Origin of the sequence: Thauera mechernichensis, assembly GCF_029588855.1 — a bacterium.
In the GTDB taxonomy this organism is placed as follows: Bacteria; Pseudomonadota; Gammaproteobacteria; order Burkholderiales; family Rhodocyclaceae; genus Thauera; species Thauera mechernichensis.
The window spans coordinates 57,116-74,383 of record NZ_JARQZE010000011.1 but is presented as its reverse complement, the minus strand read 5'-3'; the positions used below and the strand labels follow the sequence as shown (position 1 = coordinate 74,383).

15 protein-coding genes are annotated in these 17,268 nt (G+C 65.4%); 12 read left to right on the top strand and 3 right to left on the bottom strand.

Going from position 1 to position 17,268, the window contains the following annotated elements; genetic code table 11:
• Nucleotides 1-14: 14 nt before the first annotated feature.
• A complete protein-coding gene (locus P7F68_RS14390; RefSeq protein WP_002936294.1) occupies nucleotides 15-1,172 on the bottom strand; it encodes a pyridoxal phosphate-dependent aminotransferase in 1,158 nt (385 codons plus the stop codon).
• A gap of 79 nt (nucleotides 1,173-1,251) precedes the next feature.
• Between P7F68_RS14390 and P7F68_RS14385 the strand changes: the two genes are divergently transcribed.
• From P7F68_RS14385 to P7F68_RS14370, 4 genes are all read left to right on the top strand, one after another.
• Nucleotides 1,252-1,554 (top strand): PP0621 family protein, encoded by a 303-nt coding sequence (locus P7F68_RS14385; protein ID WP_277834149.1) that lies wholly within the window; start codon nucleotides 1,252-1,254, stop codon nucleotides 1,552-1,554.
• The gene (locus P7F68_RS14380; RefSeq protein WP_277834147.1) at nucleotides 1,544-3,124 is read left to right on the top strand and encodes a sensor histidine kinase; all 1,581 of its coding nucleotides are present in this window, start codon (nucleotides 1,544-1,546) and stop codon (nucleotides 3,122-3,124) included. The genes P7F68_RS14385 and P7F68_RS14380 overlap by 11 nt, the downstream gene beginning before the upstream one ends.
• Nucleotides 3,121-4,542, top strand: a complete 1,422-nt coding sequence (locus tag P7F68_RS14375) for a sigma-54-dependent transcriptional regulator (protein WP_002926913.1) — start codon at nucleotides 3,121-3,123, stop codon at nucleotides 4,540-4,542. Before P7F68_RS14380 ends, P7F68_RS14375 begins: the two co-directional genes overlap by 4 nt.
• Nucleotides 4,543-4,634: 92 nt before the next feature.
• Nucleotides 4,635-6,044, top strand: coding sequence for an MBL fold metallo-hydrolase RNA specificity domain-containing protein (locus P7F68_RS14370; protein WP_002936290.1), 1,410 nt, complete (start codon nucleotides 4,635-4,637; stop codon nucleotides 6,042-6,044).
• A 2-nt stretch (nucleotides 6,045-6,046) separates the two neighbouring features.
• Here P7F68_RS14370 and P7F68_RS14365 read toward each other — a convergent pair whose 3' ends face one another.
• Nucleotides 6,047-6,820, bottom strand: coding sequence for an outer membrane lipoprotein-sorting protein (locus tag P7F68_RS14365; protein WP_002936288.1), 774 nt, complete (start codon nucleotides 6,818-6,820; stop codon nucleotides 6,047-6,049).
• A 44-nt stretch (nucleotides 6,821-6,864) separates the two neighbouring features.
• Here P7F68_RS14365 and P7F68_RS14360 point away from each other — a divergent pair, with 44 nt between their 5' ends.
• Nucleotides 6,865-7,614, top strand: a complete 750-nt coding sequence (locus P7F68_RS14360) for an ABC transporter ATP-binding protein (protein WP_002926907.1) — start codon at nucleotides 6,865-6,867, stop codon at nucleotides 7,612-7,614.
• Nucleotides 7,615-7,628: 14 nt separating this feature from the next.
• The gene (locus P7F68_RS14355; RefSeq protein ID WP_277834140.1) at nucleotides 7,629-9,005 is read left to right on the top strand and encodes a DUF1302 family protein; all 1,377 of its coding nucleotides are present in this window, start codon (nucleotides 7,629-7,631) and stop codon (nucleotides 9,003-9,005) included.
• Between the two features lie 155 nt (nucleotides 9,006-9,160).
• On the opposite strand, the gene P7F68_RS14350 is transcribed toward P7F68_RS14355, so the two are convergent.
• Complete coding sequence (locus tag P7F68_RS14350) at nucleotides 9,161-9,907, bottom strand: N-acyl amino acid synthase FeeM domain-containing protein (RefSeq protein WP_277834137.1); 747 nt, start codon at nucleotides 9,905-9,907, stop codon at nucleotides 9,161-9,163.
• Nucleotides 9,908-10,241: 334 nt separating this feature from the next.
• Here P7F68_RS14350 and P7F68_RS14345 point away from each other — a divergent pair, with 334 nt between their 5' ends.
• The 6 genes from P7F68_RS14345 to wecB all read left to right on the top strand — a co-directional run bounded on the left by P7F68_RS14345 (nucleotide 10,242) and on the right by wecB (nucleotide 17,265).
• Nucleotides 10,242-10,823: an XrtA/PEP-CTERM system exopolysaccharide export protein gene (locus P7F68_RS14345; protein ID WP_002926902.1), complete on the top strand. Its 582-nt coding sequence runs from the start codon at nucleotides 10,242-10,244 to the stop codon at nucleotides 10,821-10,823.
• Nucleotides 10,824-10,893: 70 nt separating this feature from the next.
• The gene (locus tag P7F68_RS14340; RefSeq protein WP_002936276.1) at nucleotides 10,894-12,435 is read left to right on the top strand and encodes an XrtA system polysaccharide chain length determinant; all 1,542 of its coding nucleotides are present in this window, start codon (nucleotides 10,894-10,896) and stop codon (nucleotides 12,433-12,435) included.
• 13 nt (nucleotides 12,436-12,448) lie between these two features.
• The gene (locus P7F68_RS14335; RefSeq protein WP_277834134.1) at nucleotides 12,449-13,459 is read left to right on the top strand and encodes an XrtA-associated tyrosine autokinase; all 1,011 of its coding nucleotides are present in this window, start codon (nucleotides 12,449-12,451) and stop codon (nucleotides 13,457-13,459) included.
• Nucleotides 13,416-14,981 (top strand): TIGR03016 family PEP-CTERM system-associated outer membrane protein, encoded by a 1,566-nt coding sequence (locus P7F68_RS14330; RefSeq protein WP_232431467.1) that lies wholly within the window; start codon nucleotides 13,416-13,418, stop codon nucleotides 14,979-14,981. Before P7F68_RS14335 ends, P7F68_RS14330 begins: the two co-directional genes overlap by 44 nt.
• An 11-nt stretch (nucleotides 14,982-14,992) precedes the next feature.
• Entirely contained in the window at nucleotides 14,993-16,114 is a 1,122-nt protein-coding gene (locus P7F68_RS14325; protein ID WP_277834132.1) for an XrtA/PEP-CTERM system-associated ATPase, read from the top strand.
• Nucleotides 16,111-17,265, top strand: coding sequence for a non-hydrolyzing UDP-N-acetylglucosamine 2-epimerase (gene wecB, locus P7F68_RS14320; RefSeq protein ID WP_002926894.1), 1,155 nt, complete (start codon nucleotides 16,111-16,113; stop codon nucleotides 17,263-17,265). The genes P7F68_RS14325 and wecB overlap by 4 nt, the downstream gene beginning before the upstream one ends.
• Nucleotides 17,266-17,268 lie beyond the last annotated feature (3 nt).

Here is a 17,268-nt window from a genome sequence, read left to right as displayed (position 1 = left end):
GCCCGGGAAGTCGCTCAAATGGCATTGAGCCGTTCGCAGGCTGCGGCCAGGGTGGTTTCGTTCTTGGCAAAGCAGAAACGGATCACGCGTTCGTCGCGACCGTCTGCGAAAAAGGCCGATACGGGTATGGCGGCCACGCCCACCTTGCGGGTCAGGTGTTCGCAGAAGGCCGTGTCGCCGAGTGCGCTGATGCGCTCGTAGCGGGCGAGCTGGAAGTAGGTGCCGTGCGCGGGCAGCAGATCGAAGCGAGAGTTGGCCAGTGCGGCACGGAAGTAGTCGCGCTTGGCCTGGTAGAAGGCGGCCAGTCCGGTGTGGCGGCCGGCGTCGGCCATGTAGTCGGCGAGCGCGAGTTGAACCGGGGTGTTCACCGTGAACACATTGAACTGGTGCACCTTGCGGAACTCTGCCATGAGCTCGCGGGGCGCCAGTACGTAGCCGACCTTCCAGCCGGTGATGTGGTAGGTCTTGCCGAAGCTCGAGACCACGAAGCTGCGCGCCGCCAGTTCGGGGTGTGCGGCGCAGCTTGCGTGGCTGGCGCCATCGAACACGATATGCTCGTAGACCTCGTCGGCCACCACGATGATGCCGGTGCCACGCGTGAGCGCAGCCAGGCGGTCGAGGTCGGCGCGCGTCCAGATGGTCGCGGTGGGGTTGTGCGGGGTGTTGATCATGATCATGCGCGTGCGCGGCGTTATCGCCGCGGCCACCGCTTCCCAGTCCGGGCGGTAGTCGGGGGCGGAGAGCTGCAGCCGCACCGGCGTGCCGCCGGCGAGCTCGATCGCGGGCACGTAGGAGTCGTACACCGGCTCGAACACGATGACCTCGTCGCCGGGATGCACGCATGCAGTCACGGCGGTGAACAAGGCCTGGGTGGCGCCCGCGGTGACGGTGATCTCTGACTCCTCGTCATAGGCCGTGCCATACAGCGTCTCGACCTTGGCGGCGATTGCCGCGCGCAGCGCAAGGCAGCCGGCCATCGGCGCGTACTGGTTGTGGCCGGTGCGCATCCAATGTCCGACGCGCTCGAACAACACGTCCTCGGCGTTGAAATCGGGAAAGCCCTGGGACAGGTTGATGGCGCCGCACTCCTGGGCCAGGCGCGACATCACGGTGAAGATCGTCGTGCCGACGGCGGGCAGGCGGGAAGCGAGGGGAGCAGGAAAGGATGGCATGGCGCGGCGATGCGGTCGGGAGCAGGGGCCTTATTGTCGCAAACCCGCGCCCGCCGTGGGCAATGGCCGTAGGGGGGGCGTGCTAGAATCCGGGCGTTTCCACTGCCGTGGCGCAGGGTCTGCGCCCTTCAACGTGCGCAATCTGCTCATCCTGATCCTCGTCTTCATTGCCATCTGGTGGTTGCGTGCGGCCTTGCGGCGCTTCAAGGACCAGGGTGGATTTGCTGCGCGCCGCGCCGCCAGGAAAGAGCGTGCCGCACCCGAGCGGATGCTCGAGTGCGCACATTGCGGCGTGAATGTGCCCGAGTCCGAAGGGGTGTCCGACGAGCGGGCTTTTTACTGTTGCGACGCCCATCGTCGCGCCGGACCACGTGCGCACTGAATCAGCGGCCGCGGCTGCCGAGGTCGAACGCACCCGCAGCACGTCGCTTCGCTACCTGAACCTGTTCCGGCTGCTCATGGCCGGGCTGTTCCTTGTCGCGGGCCGCGACCTCGGCCTGGGCGGGGAGCGACCATTGGTGTTCCAGGTCGCAGCCTTTGCCTACCTGGGCCTGGTTCTCGCGCTCGGTTTCCCCGATGCGTCGCGGCGTCTCGGCGCAGAGCGTGTCATTGTCCTGCAGGTACTGGTCGATGTGCTCGCACTGTCCGTCATCATGTGGGCGAGCGGCGGTTACCGCAGCGGTATGCCGGTGCTGATGATGATCGTGCTCGCGGGCGCGGGCCTGGTCATGGAAGGGCGGATGGTGCTGTTCTTCGCGGCCCTGGCCACCCTGGCGGTGCTCATCGAGAACGCCTGGCGCCATGCGGCAGGCAGCGACTCGGTCGATTTCCTGCAGGTGGGCATATTCTGCGCGGGCTTCTTCGGCATCGCCCTCGTCGCCCGCCTGCTTGCCCTGCGCGCCAAGGCCAACGCCACCCTGGCAGCCGAGCGTGGCTTGGCGCTCGCCAAGCAACAGGCGGTCAGCGAGCACATCATCCGCGACATGCAGGACGGCGTGATTGTGGTCGATGCGCAGGGCAGGATCCTGCACCTGAACGCGCAGGCGATAGCACTGCTGGGCCTGACCCACTCGAGCGCGGAAGCCCTCGAGGGCTTGGCGCTGGCCGACCTCGACGAGGGTTTCAGACCGATCCTGCAGGGGGCGCTTGGTGACGAGGGGCGCTTGCTGCGTATCGGCGCGGACGGCCGTCTGCTGCGTTGCCGCAGCGTGGCGGGAGAGGCCGGGAGCGCAGCTGCGGGCGATACGCTGCTTTATCTGACCGACTTCGAGGACATTCAGCGCCACCTGCAGCAGATCAAGCTGGCGGCACTCGGGCGGCTGACCGCCAGCATGGCGCATGAGATCCGCAACCCCTTGTCGGCCGTCACCCAGGCGGCCGAACTGTTGCGTGAGGAGAAGCGCGGCGAGATGCAGCTCAGGCTCGTGCGCATCATCAACGACAATGCCCACCGCATCGAGCGCATGATTCGCGACGTGCTGGCGCTGGGGCGGCGCGAACAGGCGATGCCCGAGGCGCTGCCGCTTGCCGCCTTCGTCGCCGAGGTGATCGACGCCAGGGTGTTCCGCGCTGCCCAGGAAGAGGGCCTGTACCATGTCGACATCGACCCTGGTCTAACCTTTGCGATCGATCGTGCCCATCTGCATCAGGTCCTCGACAACCTGCTTGCCAATGCCAGCCGCTATTGCTCGGGTGCGCCGGGCTCGGTGCGCCTGAGTGCCGAACTCCTGGCTGGGGGGCGTGCGGCGCTGCACGTCAGCGACGACGGCCCGGGCTTCGATGAGGCGATGCGCGCGCAGTTGTTCGAGCCCTTCTTCACCACCCACCCCAAGGGCACGGGGCTGGGCCTTTACATCGCACGCGAGCTCGCCGAGGCCAACGACGCCACGCTAGAGCTTGCGCCCTCCACCCAGGGCGCCCACCTGGTTCTTACCGGACGCACGACACCATGAATGCCGTCGAACGCCGTCAACGCCCCCAGTCAGTCGATGTGCTCATCGTCGACGATGAGGAAGACATCCGCGAACTGCTCGAACTGTCGCTGATGCGTCTTGGTCTGGCTTGCGACGCAGTGGGTACCGTCGCCGATGCGATCGCCCGACTGGAGGCCCGCCGTTATCGCCTGTGCCTGACCGACATGCGGCTACCCGATGGCGATGGGCTTGGCCTGGTGGAGCACATCCAGGCACACTGCCCGGGCTTGCCGGTGGCGGTGATCACCGCATTCGGCAGTATCGAGACGGCGATCAGGGCACTCAAGCTCGGTGCCTTCGACTTCGTCACCAAGCCGGTCGAGCTCAAGGCCCTGCGCGAGCTCGTCACCCATGCCCTCAGGCTGGGCGCGACCGGGGATAAGGCTGCGGGAACCACGCCCGAACGTGCCCTGATCGGGCATTCGCCCGCCTTCATGCAGTTGCGCGCCCAGGCCGAGAAGCTTGCGCGCAACCAGGCGCCCGTGTTCATCCATGGTGAGTCGGGGACCGGCAAGGAGGTCATCGCCCGCTTCATCCACAGCCTGGGGACGCGTACCGCCGGGCCCTTTGTGCCGGTGAACTGCGGAGCGATCTCGCCCGAGCTGATGGAAAGCGAGTTTTTCGGTCATCGCAAGGGCAGCTTCACCGGCGCAGCCAGCGACAAGCAGGGCCTGTTCCAGGCTGCGAGCGGCGGCACGCTGTTTCTGGACGAGATCGGTGAGTTGCCGCTGGCCATGCAGGTCAAGCTGTTGCGCGCCATCCAGGAGCGCGCGGTACGGCCGGTCGGTGCCCATGCCGAGGAGCCGGTCGATGTGCGCCTGTTGTCGGCGTCGCATCAGGATCTCGGGCGACTGGTCGCGGAAGGGCGCTTCCGCCAGGACCTCTTCTTCCGCATCAACGTCATCACCTTGCGCATGCCGCCGCTGCGCGAGCGCCGTGAGGACATTCCCGCGCTTGCCGAGCACATCCTCGCTCGCCTGGCTGCGCGGGAGGGCGGGGCGCCGCGCCGACTGTCGGCCGCCGCGCTGCATGCGCTGCAGGGCTATGCCTTCCCGGGCAATGTGCGCGAGCTCGAGAACCTGCTCGAGCGTGCCTGCGCGATGTGCGAGGGCGACGAGATCGACGCCGCCGACATCGAGCTCTACCCGGACCAGACGGCGTCTGGCTGGCTTACCGACAGTGCCGCGGGGCCTTTTGGCTTTCAGGTGCCAGGCGATTTCGGCGACCATGGCGGCGGCGGAGAGCCCGGGCAGGAACCCGCTGCCGACGACGCCGAGCGTCTGCGCATCATCCGCGCGCTCGAGCAGACACGCTGGAATCGCAGTGCGGCGGCGCGCAACCTCGGCATGACCTTGCGCCAGCTGCGCTATCGGCTGCAGAAGTGGGGCATGGAGTAAGACATCGGGTAGGGCAAGCGGTTGATGCTGCAGGGTCGTCCTGGAACGGCCTTCCATTTGGCATGAATGGGTGGTGCCGCTAGAATCCCGGCATGAACCCGACGATCGTGCATCACGGCGCGCGCAACGGCGTGACCGGCTCCTGCCATCAGCTTTTCATCGAGGACGACAGCAGCCTGCTGGTCGACTGCGGCTTGTTCCAGGGCGCCGAGACCGCACCCGATGGTCGCGCTGCAGCGGACCGGCTGGACATCGACTTCCCGGTCAGGGGCATTGGTGCGCTCGTTCTTACCCATGTGCACATCGACCATTGCGGTCGCCTGCCCTGGCTGCTTGCGGCGGGTTTCAAGGGGCCGATCTTCTGCAGCGAGCCCTCGGCGCGGCTGTTGCCTACGGTGCTTGCCGATGCCTTCGAGCTTGGTGTCAGCCGCAACAAGGAGATCGTCGAGCGCTATCTCAAGCTTGTTGAAGCGCGCATCCGCGCCTTGCCCTACCGCCAGTGGCATACCGTGTACCGCAGCCCGGACGCCATCTGTCGCATCCGCCTCCAGCGTGCTGGTCACATCCTCGGCTCGGCCTATGTCGAATGCGAGCTTTCCGGCGCGGCTTGGCCGCAGCCCAAGCGGGTGCTGTTCTCGGGAGACCTGGGGGCACCCCATGCGCCCTTGCTGCCCGCGCCGCAGCCGCCTTGGCAGGCCGATGTCGTGGTGCTCGAGAGTACTTATGGTGACCGCGTGCACGAGGATCGCCGCAGCCGTCGCGAGCGCCTGCAGGCCGTGGTCGAGCATGCGTTGCGTGATGGCGGCACGGTCATCATCCCGGCTTTCAGCATTGGCCGCACGCAGGAGTTGCTGTACGAATTCGAGGACATCCTGTACCGGCAGCGTCGGCGCCCCGGCAAGTTTGCCGGGCAGTGGGCGCAGCTCAGGATCTTTCTCGACTCACCATTGGCGTGGCGTTTCACCGAGCTCTACCGGGAATTGCAGCCGTTCTGGGATGCAGAGGCCAAGGCCAGGGTGCGCGCCGGGCGTAAGCCCCTTTCCTACGAGCAGCTGGTCGCGATCGACAGCCATGCGTTGCACGAAGCCAACGTACGCCGCCTCGCGCGCAGTCGCGAACCGGCTATCGTCATTGCCGCCAGCGGCATGTGCGCTGGCGGCAGGGTGGTGAACTACCTCAAGGCCATGCTCGGCGACGCTCGCCACGACGTCGTCTTCGTCGGCTATCAGGCGCGCGGCACGCCCGGGCACGCGATCCAGACCTACGGGCCGCGCGGCGGTTACGTGGAACTCGACGGCGAACGTGTCGATATCCGTGCCGGCATCCACACGCTTGCAGGCTATTCGGCACATGCCGACCGCGACAACCTCACTCGCTTCGTTACCCGTATGCGCCACCTGCCGGCCGAGGTACGCCTCGTTCATGGCGAAGACAGCGTGCGCGAAGCCTTGGCGCGCCATCTGCTTGCCGTCACCGGCGGCAAGATCCGGGTCGTGCCATGAGGCTATTGCTGCAGCCGGCGCATGTACTCGCGGGTGAACATGCGTTCGGGCAGGTCGCGGACGTTCATGTTCTCGTAGGTCAGCACGGAGACCTCGCCCTTTTTCAGCGCATCTTCCATGACCAGCCGAGTTGGGCGCAGCTGCCCTGCCATCTGGCGGAAGTCCTCGTATAACGCGGTTTTAAGCAGTCGGCCCGAGAGCGCATAGAACTCGGCCTTGAGGGGGCGTTTGTCGGCTTCCGCCACCCAGTACCTCACCCGCGCGTAGGTCACGCTGCGGTCCACCGCGGTGAGGTCCAGCACCACCGCCGGCGTGTCGCCCACGCTGTCGCGACCGGCGATGGTCGGCCGGTAGTCGCCGGCGAAGTTTGCGCGTGCGAGGTCGCCATTGGCCACCTGGCCTGTGAGCCGTTGCGCCAGCGACAGGCGTACCGGCTGCGACACCGCCGGCATGAACACCCATAGATCGCGGCCCCGCATGAGCAGTGCCTGGCCGCGTTCGGTGGCGGGCTCGAGAGTGAGGACGATGGTGTTCTCGTTGCCGCGTGACAGGACGCGATACTTGCGCGTGTCGCCCTCCTTGCCGTCGCTGAGGTTGGCGACCGAGATTTCGGTCTGGAAGCTCTCGCGTGGAAAGCGCACCGCATCGGCGGCGGCCACCACACTGACAGCCTCGTCGTCGTCCTGGGCGTCGGCTGCCCGCAGCAGGGTGGGGAGCAGCAGGCCGCCCGCCAGAGCGGCAACGAAGCGGCGACGGGATCGTAAACTGTGCGTCATGAGTGCTATCCTTTCGGCGTCCAATCAGATTTTCAGCCCTGCACATGCCCATCGTCCAGGTCGAACACGTGAGCAAGCGTTTCCTGCTGGGGGATCAACTCGTCCAGGCGCTCGAAGACGTTACCCTGTCGATCGAGCCCGGCGTGTTTCTCGCCATCGCAGGGCCGTCCGGTAGCGGAAAGTCTACCCTGCTCAACATCATAGGCTGTATCGACACGCCAAGCGCGGGCCGTGTGGTCATCGACGGTCATGACGTATCCGATCGCACGCCCGATCAGCTTGCCGACCTGCGCGCGCGCACCATCGGTTTCATCTTCCAGACCTTCAACCTGCTGCCGGTGCTGTCGGCAGAGGAGAATGTCGAGTATCCGTTGCTGCAGATGCCGGAGTTGTCGAAGAAGGAACGTGCCGAGCGGGTCCGGCACTATCTTGGCATGGTAGGCCTGAGCAAGTATGCCGACCATCGCCCGAACCAGCTTTCGGGCGGTCAGCGCCAGCGCGTGGCGATTGCGCGCGCGCTCGCCACGCATTCAAAGATCGTGCTTGCCGACGAGCCCACTGCGAACCTCGACAGCAAGACGGGTTCGAGCATCCTGAAGCTGATGCGCGACATCAACCGCCAGTCCGGCACCACCTTCGTGTTCTCCACTCACGACCGCAAGGTCATGAACATGGCTGACCGTCTGGTGCGCATCGCCGACGGCCAGATCACCGCACTCGGCATGAAAGCCGAGGGGCGCTGGGTGTTCGTGCAGGACCGTCGGCCGCGTGACGAAGAAGACCCGGAAATCTAGTGAGAAAGCACACCATGCCTGCCTTGAATCGACTCGCCCTTGCCACCCTGTCCGCCGTGGCGCTGTTCATGATCCTCCCGCCGGCGCATGCGGCCGATGATGCCAGTGACGCTGCGGAGGATGCCGAGTTCGATGCAGAGCTCGATGCGCTCTTCGATGTCGGCGCCCCGGAAGGCGCCGCTGCGGGCAGCGGCATGAAGTGGAGCGGTTATGCCGAGCTGGGGGCCGCCTACACACTGCCCGACCCCGAGCACTGGTCGCGACTGCGTGCCCGCGTCGAGCTTGCCGGCAGTGGCCAGCTTGCGCCTCGAGTGCGCTGGAAGCTCAACGCGCGTGCCGATGCGGATGCGGCCTTCGATCTCGAGGATGAGCACTACCCGGCCGCCGTGCGCAGGGACCAGCGGCGCAATCTGATCCTGCGCGAGGCCTACGTGGATCTTGGCCAGGGCGACTGGGAGTTCCGCCTCGGCCGCCAGCACATCATCTGGGGCGAGATGGTCGGCTTCTTCTTTGCCGACGTCGTCTCGGCCCGCGACATGCGAGAGTTCCTGCTGCCCGAGTTCGAAAGCCTGCGCATTGCGCAGTGGGCGGCGCGGGCGGAGTACTTTGCCGGCAGCAGCCACTTCGAGCTGGTCTGGATCCCCAGGCCCAGCTTCGACGAGATCGGCAAGCCGGGTGGCGATTTCTACACCTTTGCCGCACTGCCGGCGAATACCGTCGTGACCGAGCACAAGCCCTCTGACAGTCTGCGCAACAGCAACTGGGGCGCACGCGTCTCCCATCTGGTGAGTGGCTGGGATCTGTCGGCCTTCTACTACCGCAGCTACGACGTCGCGCCGACCTTGTACGAAGTGGGGGTGGGCACCGCCTCCTTGCGGCACGAGCGACTGCATCAGATCGGTGCGACCTTCAGCAAGGACCTGGGTAGCTTCGTACTCAAGGGTGAGGCGGTTCATACCCGTGGGCGTGGCGTCAACACATTGGTCGCGGCGCCGGTTCCGGGCGGCAGGCTGCTCGGGCTCGAGAAGACGGACATGATCGACTATGCGATCGGTGCCGATATCCCGGCAGGTGCCGATTGGCGCTTCAACACCCAGCTATACGGTCGTTGGCTCGATGAGCATCGCAGCACCATGGTGAGCGACAGGCTCGAGTCCGGCCTGACCTTCCAGGCTGTGCATTCGATCGGCAATGAGCTGGAACTCGAGTTCCTGGCCGTTTCCAGTCTCAACCGTTCGGACTACATGCTCAGGCCGAAGCTGACCTGGAAGTTCGCGCCGGCCTGGCGTGCCGTGACTGGTGTCGATGTGTTTGGTGGCAGTGGTACGGGACGCCTGAGTGCTTTCGATCGCAGTGACCGTGCCTACGTGGAGGTTCGTCACTGGTTCTGAGTGCCGACAGGAGCGCGCGGCCTTGCCGTTGGGGCGGCTTGATGCGTGGGCCGAAACCTTGGTCAGTGCTTGTCCGTCGCGTAGCACGTGACAGCAATGATCATGCGCTCCAACGCAGTGTTCGGCGAGCTTGCGACAGCCTCATCGAGCGCGGCTCAGCTGCGCTTGAGTCCTGCCAGCAGGTCTTGGAGGGTGGTTTCAGACGGGAGCAGGCGGGTTGCGCGCGGTGGAGGTCGGCCGGCTTCGTCGTCATGCCTGGCCAAAGCGCGTTCGAACTGCCGGTGCGAAAGGTGAAGCAGTACCGCTGCAGCACCGACGCGAGGGCAGACGCGCTCGGGGCCGGCAACCCTGTACCCGAAGATGCGCTGATAGAAGCGTGCGTGGCGAGGATGGACTTCGATGAAGACGTCCGACATTCGCTGGGTCAGCTTCGCCAGCACGTAGAGCGCCTGCAGCAGTCCGGCGAGCGCATCATGCGAGCCAAGGTCGGGATCGATTGCGAGTCGTGTGATTTCGCACACTTTGCCGCCGGTTTTTCGGACAGCGTCGATCTCATTGCTGTACAAAGTGTCTGCCAGCAGGCCGGAGCCCAGATCCATACGCAGAGTGAGCGTCGCAACCGCGTGTCCTTCGCGCAGCGCGACCACGGTGATGTCCCGGCGATCGAGCTCGGCGTGCATCCCGTAAGGGAACAGGCCGCGAGCCGAATACATGCGCTCCACCAGCCTGCTGCTCTGGCGTTTCAGATCGTCACAGCCGTTGGCGATGCGGATCTGGAACCCGTTCTGCTCGAAAGCCAGGCCGTTGGCCGCATCGAGCGGGGGAGGGAGCGCGTTGACGAAGCCGGCATTGCCAGGCTGGGCGCCGTCGGAATGAGGCGCGCGCGCACTACTGACCGCCATGGACGCATGTAAGGCGTCAGGCGCAGGTTGTGATCCATGCATGGAAGTGGCCGAGTTCTCGAGTGATGTTCAGGACAGTATAGCGCCGACCTGCTCGCTATATCTGCCGCGCGCAGGCCCTTCTGTTGCAACAAACGTTCCAGAATCTACAGACGTCGATCACTGCGTAGTGTAAGCGATTGTGTGCATTTGTTCCTGTCGACGCAAACCTGCATCCGCCTAGCATCCCCAATCGTGGATCGACGTCGTATCATTGCGAATCTTGAGACAGAACAGGGGGCTTGTCATGGTGAGCAGCTTACGGGGCGCATGGAGTTCGCTTGGGCGGTGCTTGATGCCGGTGCTGGCGGTGGGTGTGCTGGCTGGATGTGCGTCGAGCTTTCCACCCGCTCCGCCCTCCGCGGCAGACGCGGACTACAACTATGTGATCGGCCCGGGGGACACCGTTTCGATCAACGTGTGGCGCAACCCTGAGTTGTCAACGTCGGTGCCTGTGCGGCCCGACGGCAAGATCACGGCGCCGCTCGTCGAGGATCTGCCTGCAATGGGCAAGGATTCGACCACGCTTGCCCGCGACATTGAACAGCACCTCGCCAAGTACATCCGTGATCCGGTCGTCACCGTCATCGTCACCGGGTTCGTCGGACCGTACAGCGAGCAGATTCGCGTGATCGGTGAGGCAGGCAATCCGCAGACGCTGCCCTACAAGCAGAAGATGACCCTGCTCGACGTGATGATTGCAGTGGGCGGTCTCACCGACTTCGCCGACGGCAATGCAGCGACCATCCTGCGCACGGCCGAAGGCAACAAGCAGTACAGCGTCCGTATTCGCGATCTCGTGAAGCGTGGCGACGTCTCGGCCAACGTCGAGATGCGTCCGGGCGACGTACTGATCATTCCGCAGAGCTGGTTCTGATCTCTCACTCGAACGTCGGCACCCGGCCCGCTTGTGGCTGGGGTCTTGGCGTGCAGCACGGCAAGGACACATGGAAGAACTCGTATCTCAAGTCATAGGCTACCTGCGCGGCATGTGGCGATTCCGCTGGTGGGGCCTGGCTTTGGCCTGGCTGGTCGGCGTCGCCGGCGGGGTGGCGATCTATCTCATGCCCGACAAGTACGAGTCTACCGCTCGCATCAATGTCGATACGCAGTCCGTACTTCGGCCGCTCATGTCGGGCCTCGCGGTGCAGCCCAACGTCAGTCAGCAGATCAACATGCTCAGCCGCACGCTGATCAGCCGGCCGAACGTCGAGAAGCTCATCACCATGGCTGACCTCGATCTGGGCGTGCGCAGTCCGGCGGAGCGCGAGGCGCTGATCAACGCCCTGATGAGCGACCTGCAGATCCGCTCCACCGGGCGGGACAACCTGTTCACCCTCGCCTACGCCGATACGAGGCCCGAGCGTGCCCAGCGCGTAGTCCAGTCCTTGCTGTCCTTGTTCGTGGAGTCGGGCCTGGGGAGCAACCGCCAGGATGCCGACGCCGCGCGCCGGTTCATCGAGGAGCAGATCCGCAGCTACGAGCAGAAGCTGACCGAGGCGGAGAACCGGCTGAAGGACTTCCGTCTGCGCAACATGGCGCTGCTTGGCGCCGGCACGCGCGACTACATCACGCAGATTGCCGACGTTAACGAGCAACTGCGTCAGGCCCGTCTCGAGCTCCGCGAGGCAGAGAACTCGCGTGATGCGATGAAGCAGCAGTTGGCAAGCGGGCAGTCCGAGGCCGATTTTGCGCCGCCGCCGATGCTGGCCACCCCGGAGATCGATGCACGCATCGAAACGCTTCAGCGCAACCTCGACGATTTGCTGCAGCGCTACACCGAGCGCCATCCGGATGTGGTCGGTGCTCGGCGAGTGATCGAGGAGCTCGAGAAGCAGAAGCAGGATCTCCTCGCACAGATGCGCGAGAATCCGGTCGCCAGTCCGATGGGCGGTTTTGGCATGGGGTCGGGGATCGAGCAGACGCGGCTTGCACTGGCCCAGGGAGAGGCGCGTGTGGCCTCCTTGCGTGCTCGCGTGACCGAGTTCGAAAGCAGGCTCGAAACCTTGCAGGCCGACGCGCAGCGTATTCCGCAACTCGAGACGGAGATGGCGCAGCTCAATCGCGACTACAGCGTCCATAAATCCAACTACGATGCGCTCGTGTCGCGCCGCGAGTCGGCCAGCATCGCTGCCGAGATGAACACCCAGGCTGGTATTGCCGATTTCCGCGTCATCGATCCGCCGTCGATGCCGACCAAGCCGTCTGCACCGAATCGTCTGCTGTTGCTGCCTTTGGCTGCGCTGGTGGGCTTGGGGGCCGGGTTTGCGCTGACCTTCCTGATCAGCCAGTTGCGACCGTCCTTCGGCGATCCGCGTCAGCTGCGCGAGATCAGCGGCCTGCCGGTGCTGGGTACGGTGTCGATGCTGCCGACGCCTGAGCGCCGGCGCAAGCGTCGCAACGGCCTGATCGCGTTCGGAGGTGGGCTGGCCGCCTACGCCGGGGCCTTCGCCTTCGCCACCGCCGCACTCAAGATACTGCAGGGCTGAACGGATACACACGATGAGCATTATCGAAAAAGCAGTCGAGCGCCTGGACAGGCTCAAGCAAGCGGCCCGCGAGCCCGATGGCGAACAGCAGCCAGCGGCCGTGGTAGTCGAGAGCGCGCGGGCGCCTTCCCCGTCTGCAGCGGCGGCGCCGGCTGCCGCTCCCAAGGGAGACCGCCTGGCCAAGCCTGAGCAGGTCATCCGGACAGCGGAAGCCGCGGCGCCGGCGGCAGACGATGCCCCCAAGGCGGCCCGGGCTGTGGGGCGCTCGATCCGTATCGACCTGGAAAGATTGGCTGCGCGCGGCTTCGTCACGCCGGACCAGCCGCGCAGTTCGATCGCCGAGGAGTTCCGCATCATCAAGCGGCCCTTGCTGCGCAACGCCACCGATGCCGGGCCGGCTGCGATCGAGAGCGGCAACCTGATCATGATCACCAGTGCCTTGCCGGGCGAAGGCAAGACGTTCAACGCAATCAATCTCGCCATCAGCATGGCGATGGAGCTCGACTACACCGTACTACTGGTCGATGCCGACGTGTCGCGCCCATCCGTGCTGCGCGAGCTCGGTCTGCCCGCCCAGCGTGGATTGATGGATGTGCTGTCGGGCGAGGTGCCCGATCTGGGTGACGTGATGCTGCGCACCAACATCGACAAGCTGTCGATCCTGCCTGCCGGCATGCCGCATCAGCGCGCTACCGAGTTGCTGGCGTCCGAGGCGATGACGAGCATGCTTGCGCAGATGGCCCAACGCTATTCGGACCGCATCATCGTGTTCGATTCGCCGCCGGTGCTGGTGACCACCGAGTCCCGCGTGCTGGCGACCCACATGGGGCAGGTCGTCATTGTGGTCGAGGCTGAGCGCACCACGCATGCTCACGTGCGACAGGCGCTCGCCACCGTCGATAGCTGCCCGGTCAGGCTCATGGTGCTGAACAAGTCGCGCGAGCGTGCAGTCGGCGGTTACTACGGTTACGGATACGGATATGGATATGGACAAACGCCGGAAACCCGCCCGGAAGCTGCCTGACGTCCGTCTCGTCGGGCGTGCGCCTGTCATCGGGGTGCTTGTCGGCGCGCTCCTTGGCTGTGGCAGCGTGCTCGCACAGTCGGTCACCGTCACGCCCTCCCTCGATACCTCGCTCACCTGGACCGACAACGCCGGCGCGGCGGGTGGCGCGTCGGGAGGCGGCGAGGCGGACTGGATCTTCGAGGTTTCTCCCGGCATCTCCGTGTCGCGCACCAGTGGCCGGCTCAACGGTGGCCTGAGTGCACGCCTGCGCAACCTGGTCTATGCCGACGACACGGACCGTAACAGCTCTTACCTGAGCCTGCAGGGGCGCGGCAGCTTCGAGGCGGTAGAGGATCTGCTTTTCATCGATTTCGACGCCGGCATCAGCCGCAACAATCTGTCGGCGTTTTCCGGCGGGGCCTCTGGCGACCGGCTGTCGAGCCAGCGCTCGAGTGAAACGCGTACCTGGTCGATTGCGCCCCGACTGGAGTCGGACCTACGCTTCGGCGAGGCGGCGGTCGGTGCCGTCGAGTATTCGTCGCGCGGGATCAGTTCCGGCAGCGATGGGCTCGGCAACCAGAACGTCGAGACCCTGGGCGTCCGCCTCTCCGACCCCGGCGGCCGGCGCTTCCTGGGTTGGGGCTTGGCCTATACGCGCACCGACTCGGATGGCGGCACGGCCGAAAGCAGCTCGCGCAGTGCAGAGACCCTGCGCGGCACGCTGTTTGCAAACCTGTCGCCGCAGTTCCGCCTGCGTGCAATCGGCGGTCACGAATCCAACGACTATGCAAGCGGCCGCAGGACCAGTGGCGATATCGTGGGGGCCGGTTTTGACTGGTATCCCACCGACCGTACTTCGATCACGGCCACGGTTGAGGATCGCCTCTTCGGGCGTGGTTACAATCTGGGCCTCAATCACCGCATGCGGCGCTCGGTGTGGTACCTGAGTGCGAGTCGGGATCTGTCCTCGACCGCGCAGGAACTCGGGCCCGGGCTGACGGAGGCCTCGGGCCAGGCATGCCTGGATTTCGTCTCGAATCCGGCGAACTTTCCTGAGATCACCGACCCTCTCGACCGTTTCCAGCTTCTCCTGAACTGCATTGCGCGGCTTACGCTGCGCTCCAACGCGGCGTACGTCAATCAGTCGCTGAGTGCGGGTTTCTCGTTGCTGGGGGTGCGCAATACGCTCAGCTTCTCGGTCTCGCGGGCGGATCGCTCGCTGGTCAGCAACATCTCCAGCCTGCTGCCCGGTACCGATGACTTCCAGAACACCGACAACGTACTCACTACCTCGGCAACCGTGGCGTGGAGCCATCGCCTCACCGGCACCAGTGCGCTCGATGCCAGCCTGACCCGGACGAACTCCGAGGGGCGAGATAGCTCCGGGCTGGAGACGAAGCGCCTGCTCGCTTCCCTGGGCCTGAGCCGGCAGCTTGGCCCGCAGACCCAGGCTGGCCTGCGCTATCGCTACCAGAAGGCGGAGGGGAGTACCGATTACACCGAGAATGCGGTCACGGCCACGCTCGGCATGCGTTTCTAAGCGGAACCCTGATGTACGAATCCTTCTTCAAGCTTTCCGGCAAGCCCTTCCAGCTCAACCCCGATCCCGCGTTTTTCTATGGCAGCCGTGGGCATCGCCGTGCAATGGCCTACCTCGAGTACGGTCTGCACCAGAGCGAGGGCTTCATCGTCATCACCGGCGAGATCGGCGCGGGCAAGACCACGATCGTGCGTAGCCTGCTCGAGCAGCTCGATCCGGACAAGGTGGTCGCTGCCAACATCGTCAGTACGCAGATCGATGCCAGCGATATGTTGCGCATGGTCGCGGCCGCCTTCGGCGTGCCCAGCCGAAGCCTCGACAAGGCGGGGCTGCTGCTCGCACTCGAAACCTATCTGGTGTCGGTTGCCGCAGCCGGCAAGCGCGCCCTGCTGCTCGTCGATGAAGCACAGAACCTCACGCCGGCGGCGGTCGAGGAGCTGCGCATGCTGTCCAACTTCCAGCTCGAAGACCATGCCCTGCTGCAAAGCTTCCTGGTCGGCCAGCCCGAGTTCCGCGACATCATGCAGCGCGGCGAGATGCAGCAGTTGCGTCAGCGCGTGATCGCGTCCTACCACCTTGGTCCGCTCGACCTGCAGGAAACCCAGGGCTACATCGAGCATCGCCTGACGCACGTTGGCTGGGCGGGCGATCCGATCTTCCAGCCCGGGGCCTATACGGCAATCTACGGCTACACCGGGGGCATTCCGCGCCGCATCAACACCTTGTGCGACCGGCTCATGCTCGCTGCCTACATTGCTGAGCGTCATGTCATCGCGGAGGACGATGTTCGCGAGGTCATCGATGAGCTCAAGCAGGAGTTCGCTGCGCCGCGGCGGCCGTTGCCGACCGAGAGCAGTCCGGACGCAAGCCTCACGGGTGCGCTCGACAGCGCCGTCAATGCCGTAGCCACGGCGCAGGCAGGGATTGAAGCAATCCAGCTGGATCTTGATCGGCTGCAGGTGTCGCCTGAGCTTGCCGAGCGGGCGGCCGGACTTGCGGCCGGCTACGACCTTCAACGCATCGAGGCGCGCCTGGCAGGGCTGGAGCAGTCTGCCGCCGCCACCCTCGGCCTGCTCAGCCAGTTGCTGCAGGCAGTACGTCGTGAGAGACCCGCAGGGGAGGAGCGCCAGTGAGCCCGTTGCCGATCGATGAGCTACCCCCGGTCATCTGCGTGGTCGGGGCGCGCCCGAACTACATGAAGGTTGCACCCATCATCCGCGCCTTCGCTGCGCACAATCCGCCGATCCGTACGCTGCTGGTGCATACCGGGCAGCACTACGACCCGGCAATGAAGGACCGCTTGTTCGCCGACCTGGCGCTCCCCGAGCCCGACGTCAATCTGGCGGTTGGCTCGGGGTCGCATGCAGTGCAGACGGCCGAGGTCATGAAGCGTTTCGAGCCCGTCATCGACGAGCACGGTGCGCGCGCCGTGCTCGTGGTGGGTGACGTTAACTCGACGCTGGCGTGCGCTTTGGTTGCGAGCAAGCGTCACATTCCGGTGGTACATGTGGAGTCTGGGCTGCGCAGCAACGACCGCCGTATGCCCGAAGAGATCAACCGCATCCTCACCGACCAGATATCCGACGTGCTCTATACGACCGAGCGTTCCGCCCACGATAACCTCGCGCGCGAAGGCATTGCGCCCGAGCGTGCGGTGTTCGTCGGCAACGTCATGATCGACAGCCTGCGCGCGAGCTTGCCCAAGGCCGTACCCGCCGCCAGCCTGCTGGCTGCGGCCGGTCTCGACCCGCAGCGCATCGAGGGGGGCTACGGCGTTGTCACCCTGCATCGTCCATCCAACGTCGACCATGCGGAAGTGCTTGGGCCGATCATCGAGGCATTGCATGTCGTGAGTGCCCGGTTGCCGCTGGTCATCGCGCTGCATCCGCGCACGCGCGCCAACCTCGAACGCTTCGGCATGCTCGGGCGCATCGATACGCCCGGATTCCTGCTCTTGCCGCCGCAGGGCTATCTCGAGATGCTCGGTCTGCTCTCCGGTGCGCGCATGGTGCTGACTGATTCGGGCGGCATCCAGGAGGAGACCACTGCGCTTGGCGTGCCGTGCATCACCATCCGTGAGAATACAGAGCGCCCGATCACGGTCGAGCAGGGCACCAACACCCTGGTCGGGGTGGACCCTGCAGCCATCATCGCGGCGGCCGACAGCGTGCTCGCGACCGGTGGCAAGGCGGGCCGCGTGCCCGAGTACTGGGACGGCCGCTGCGCCGAGCGCATCGCCGCCCACCTGCACGACTGGCTGCTCGCCCACGACAGCAAGGCCTGAGGC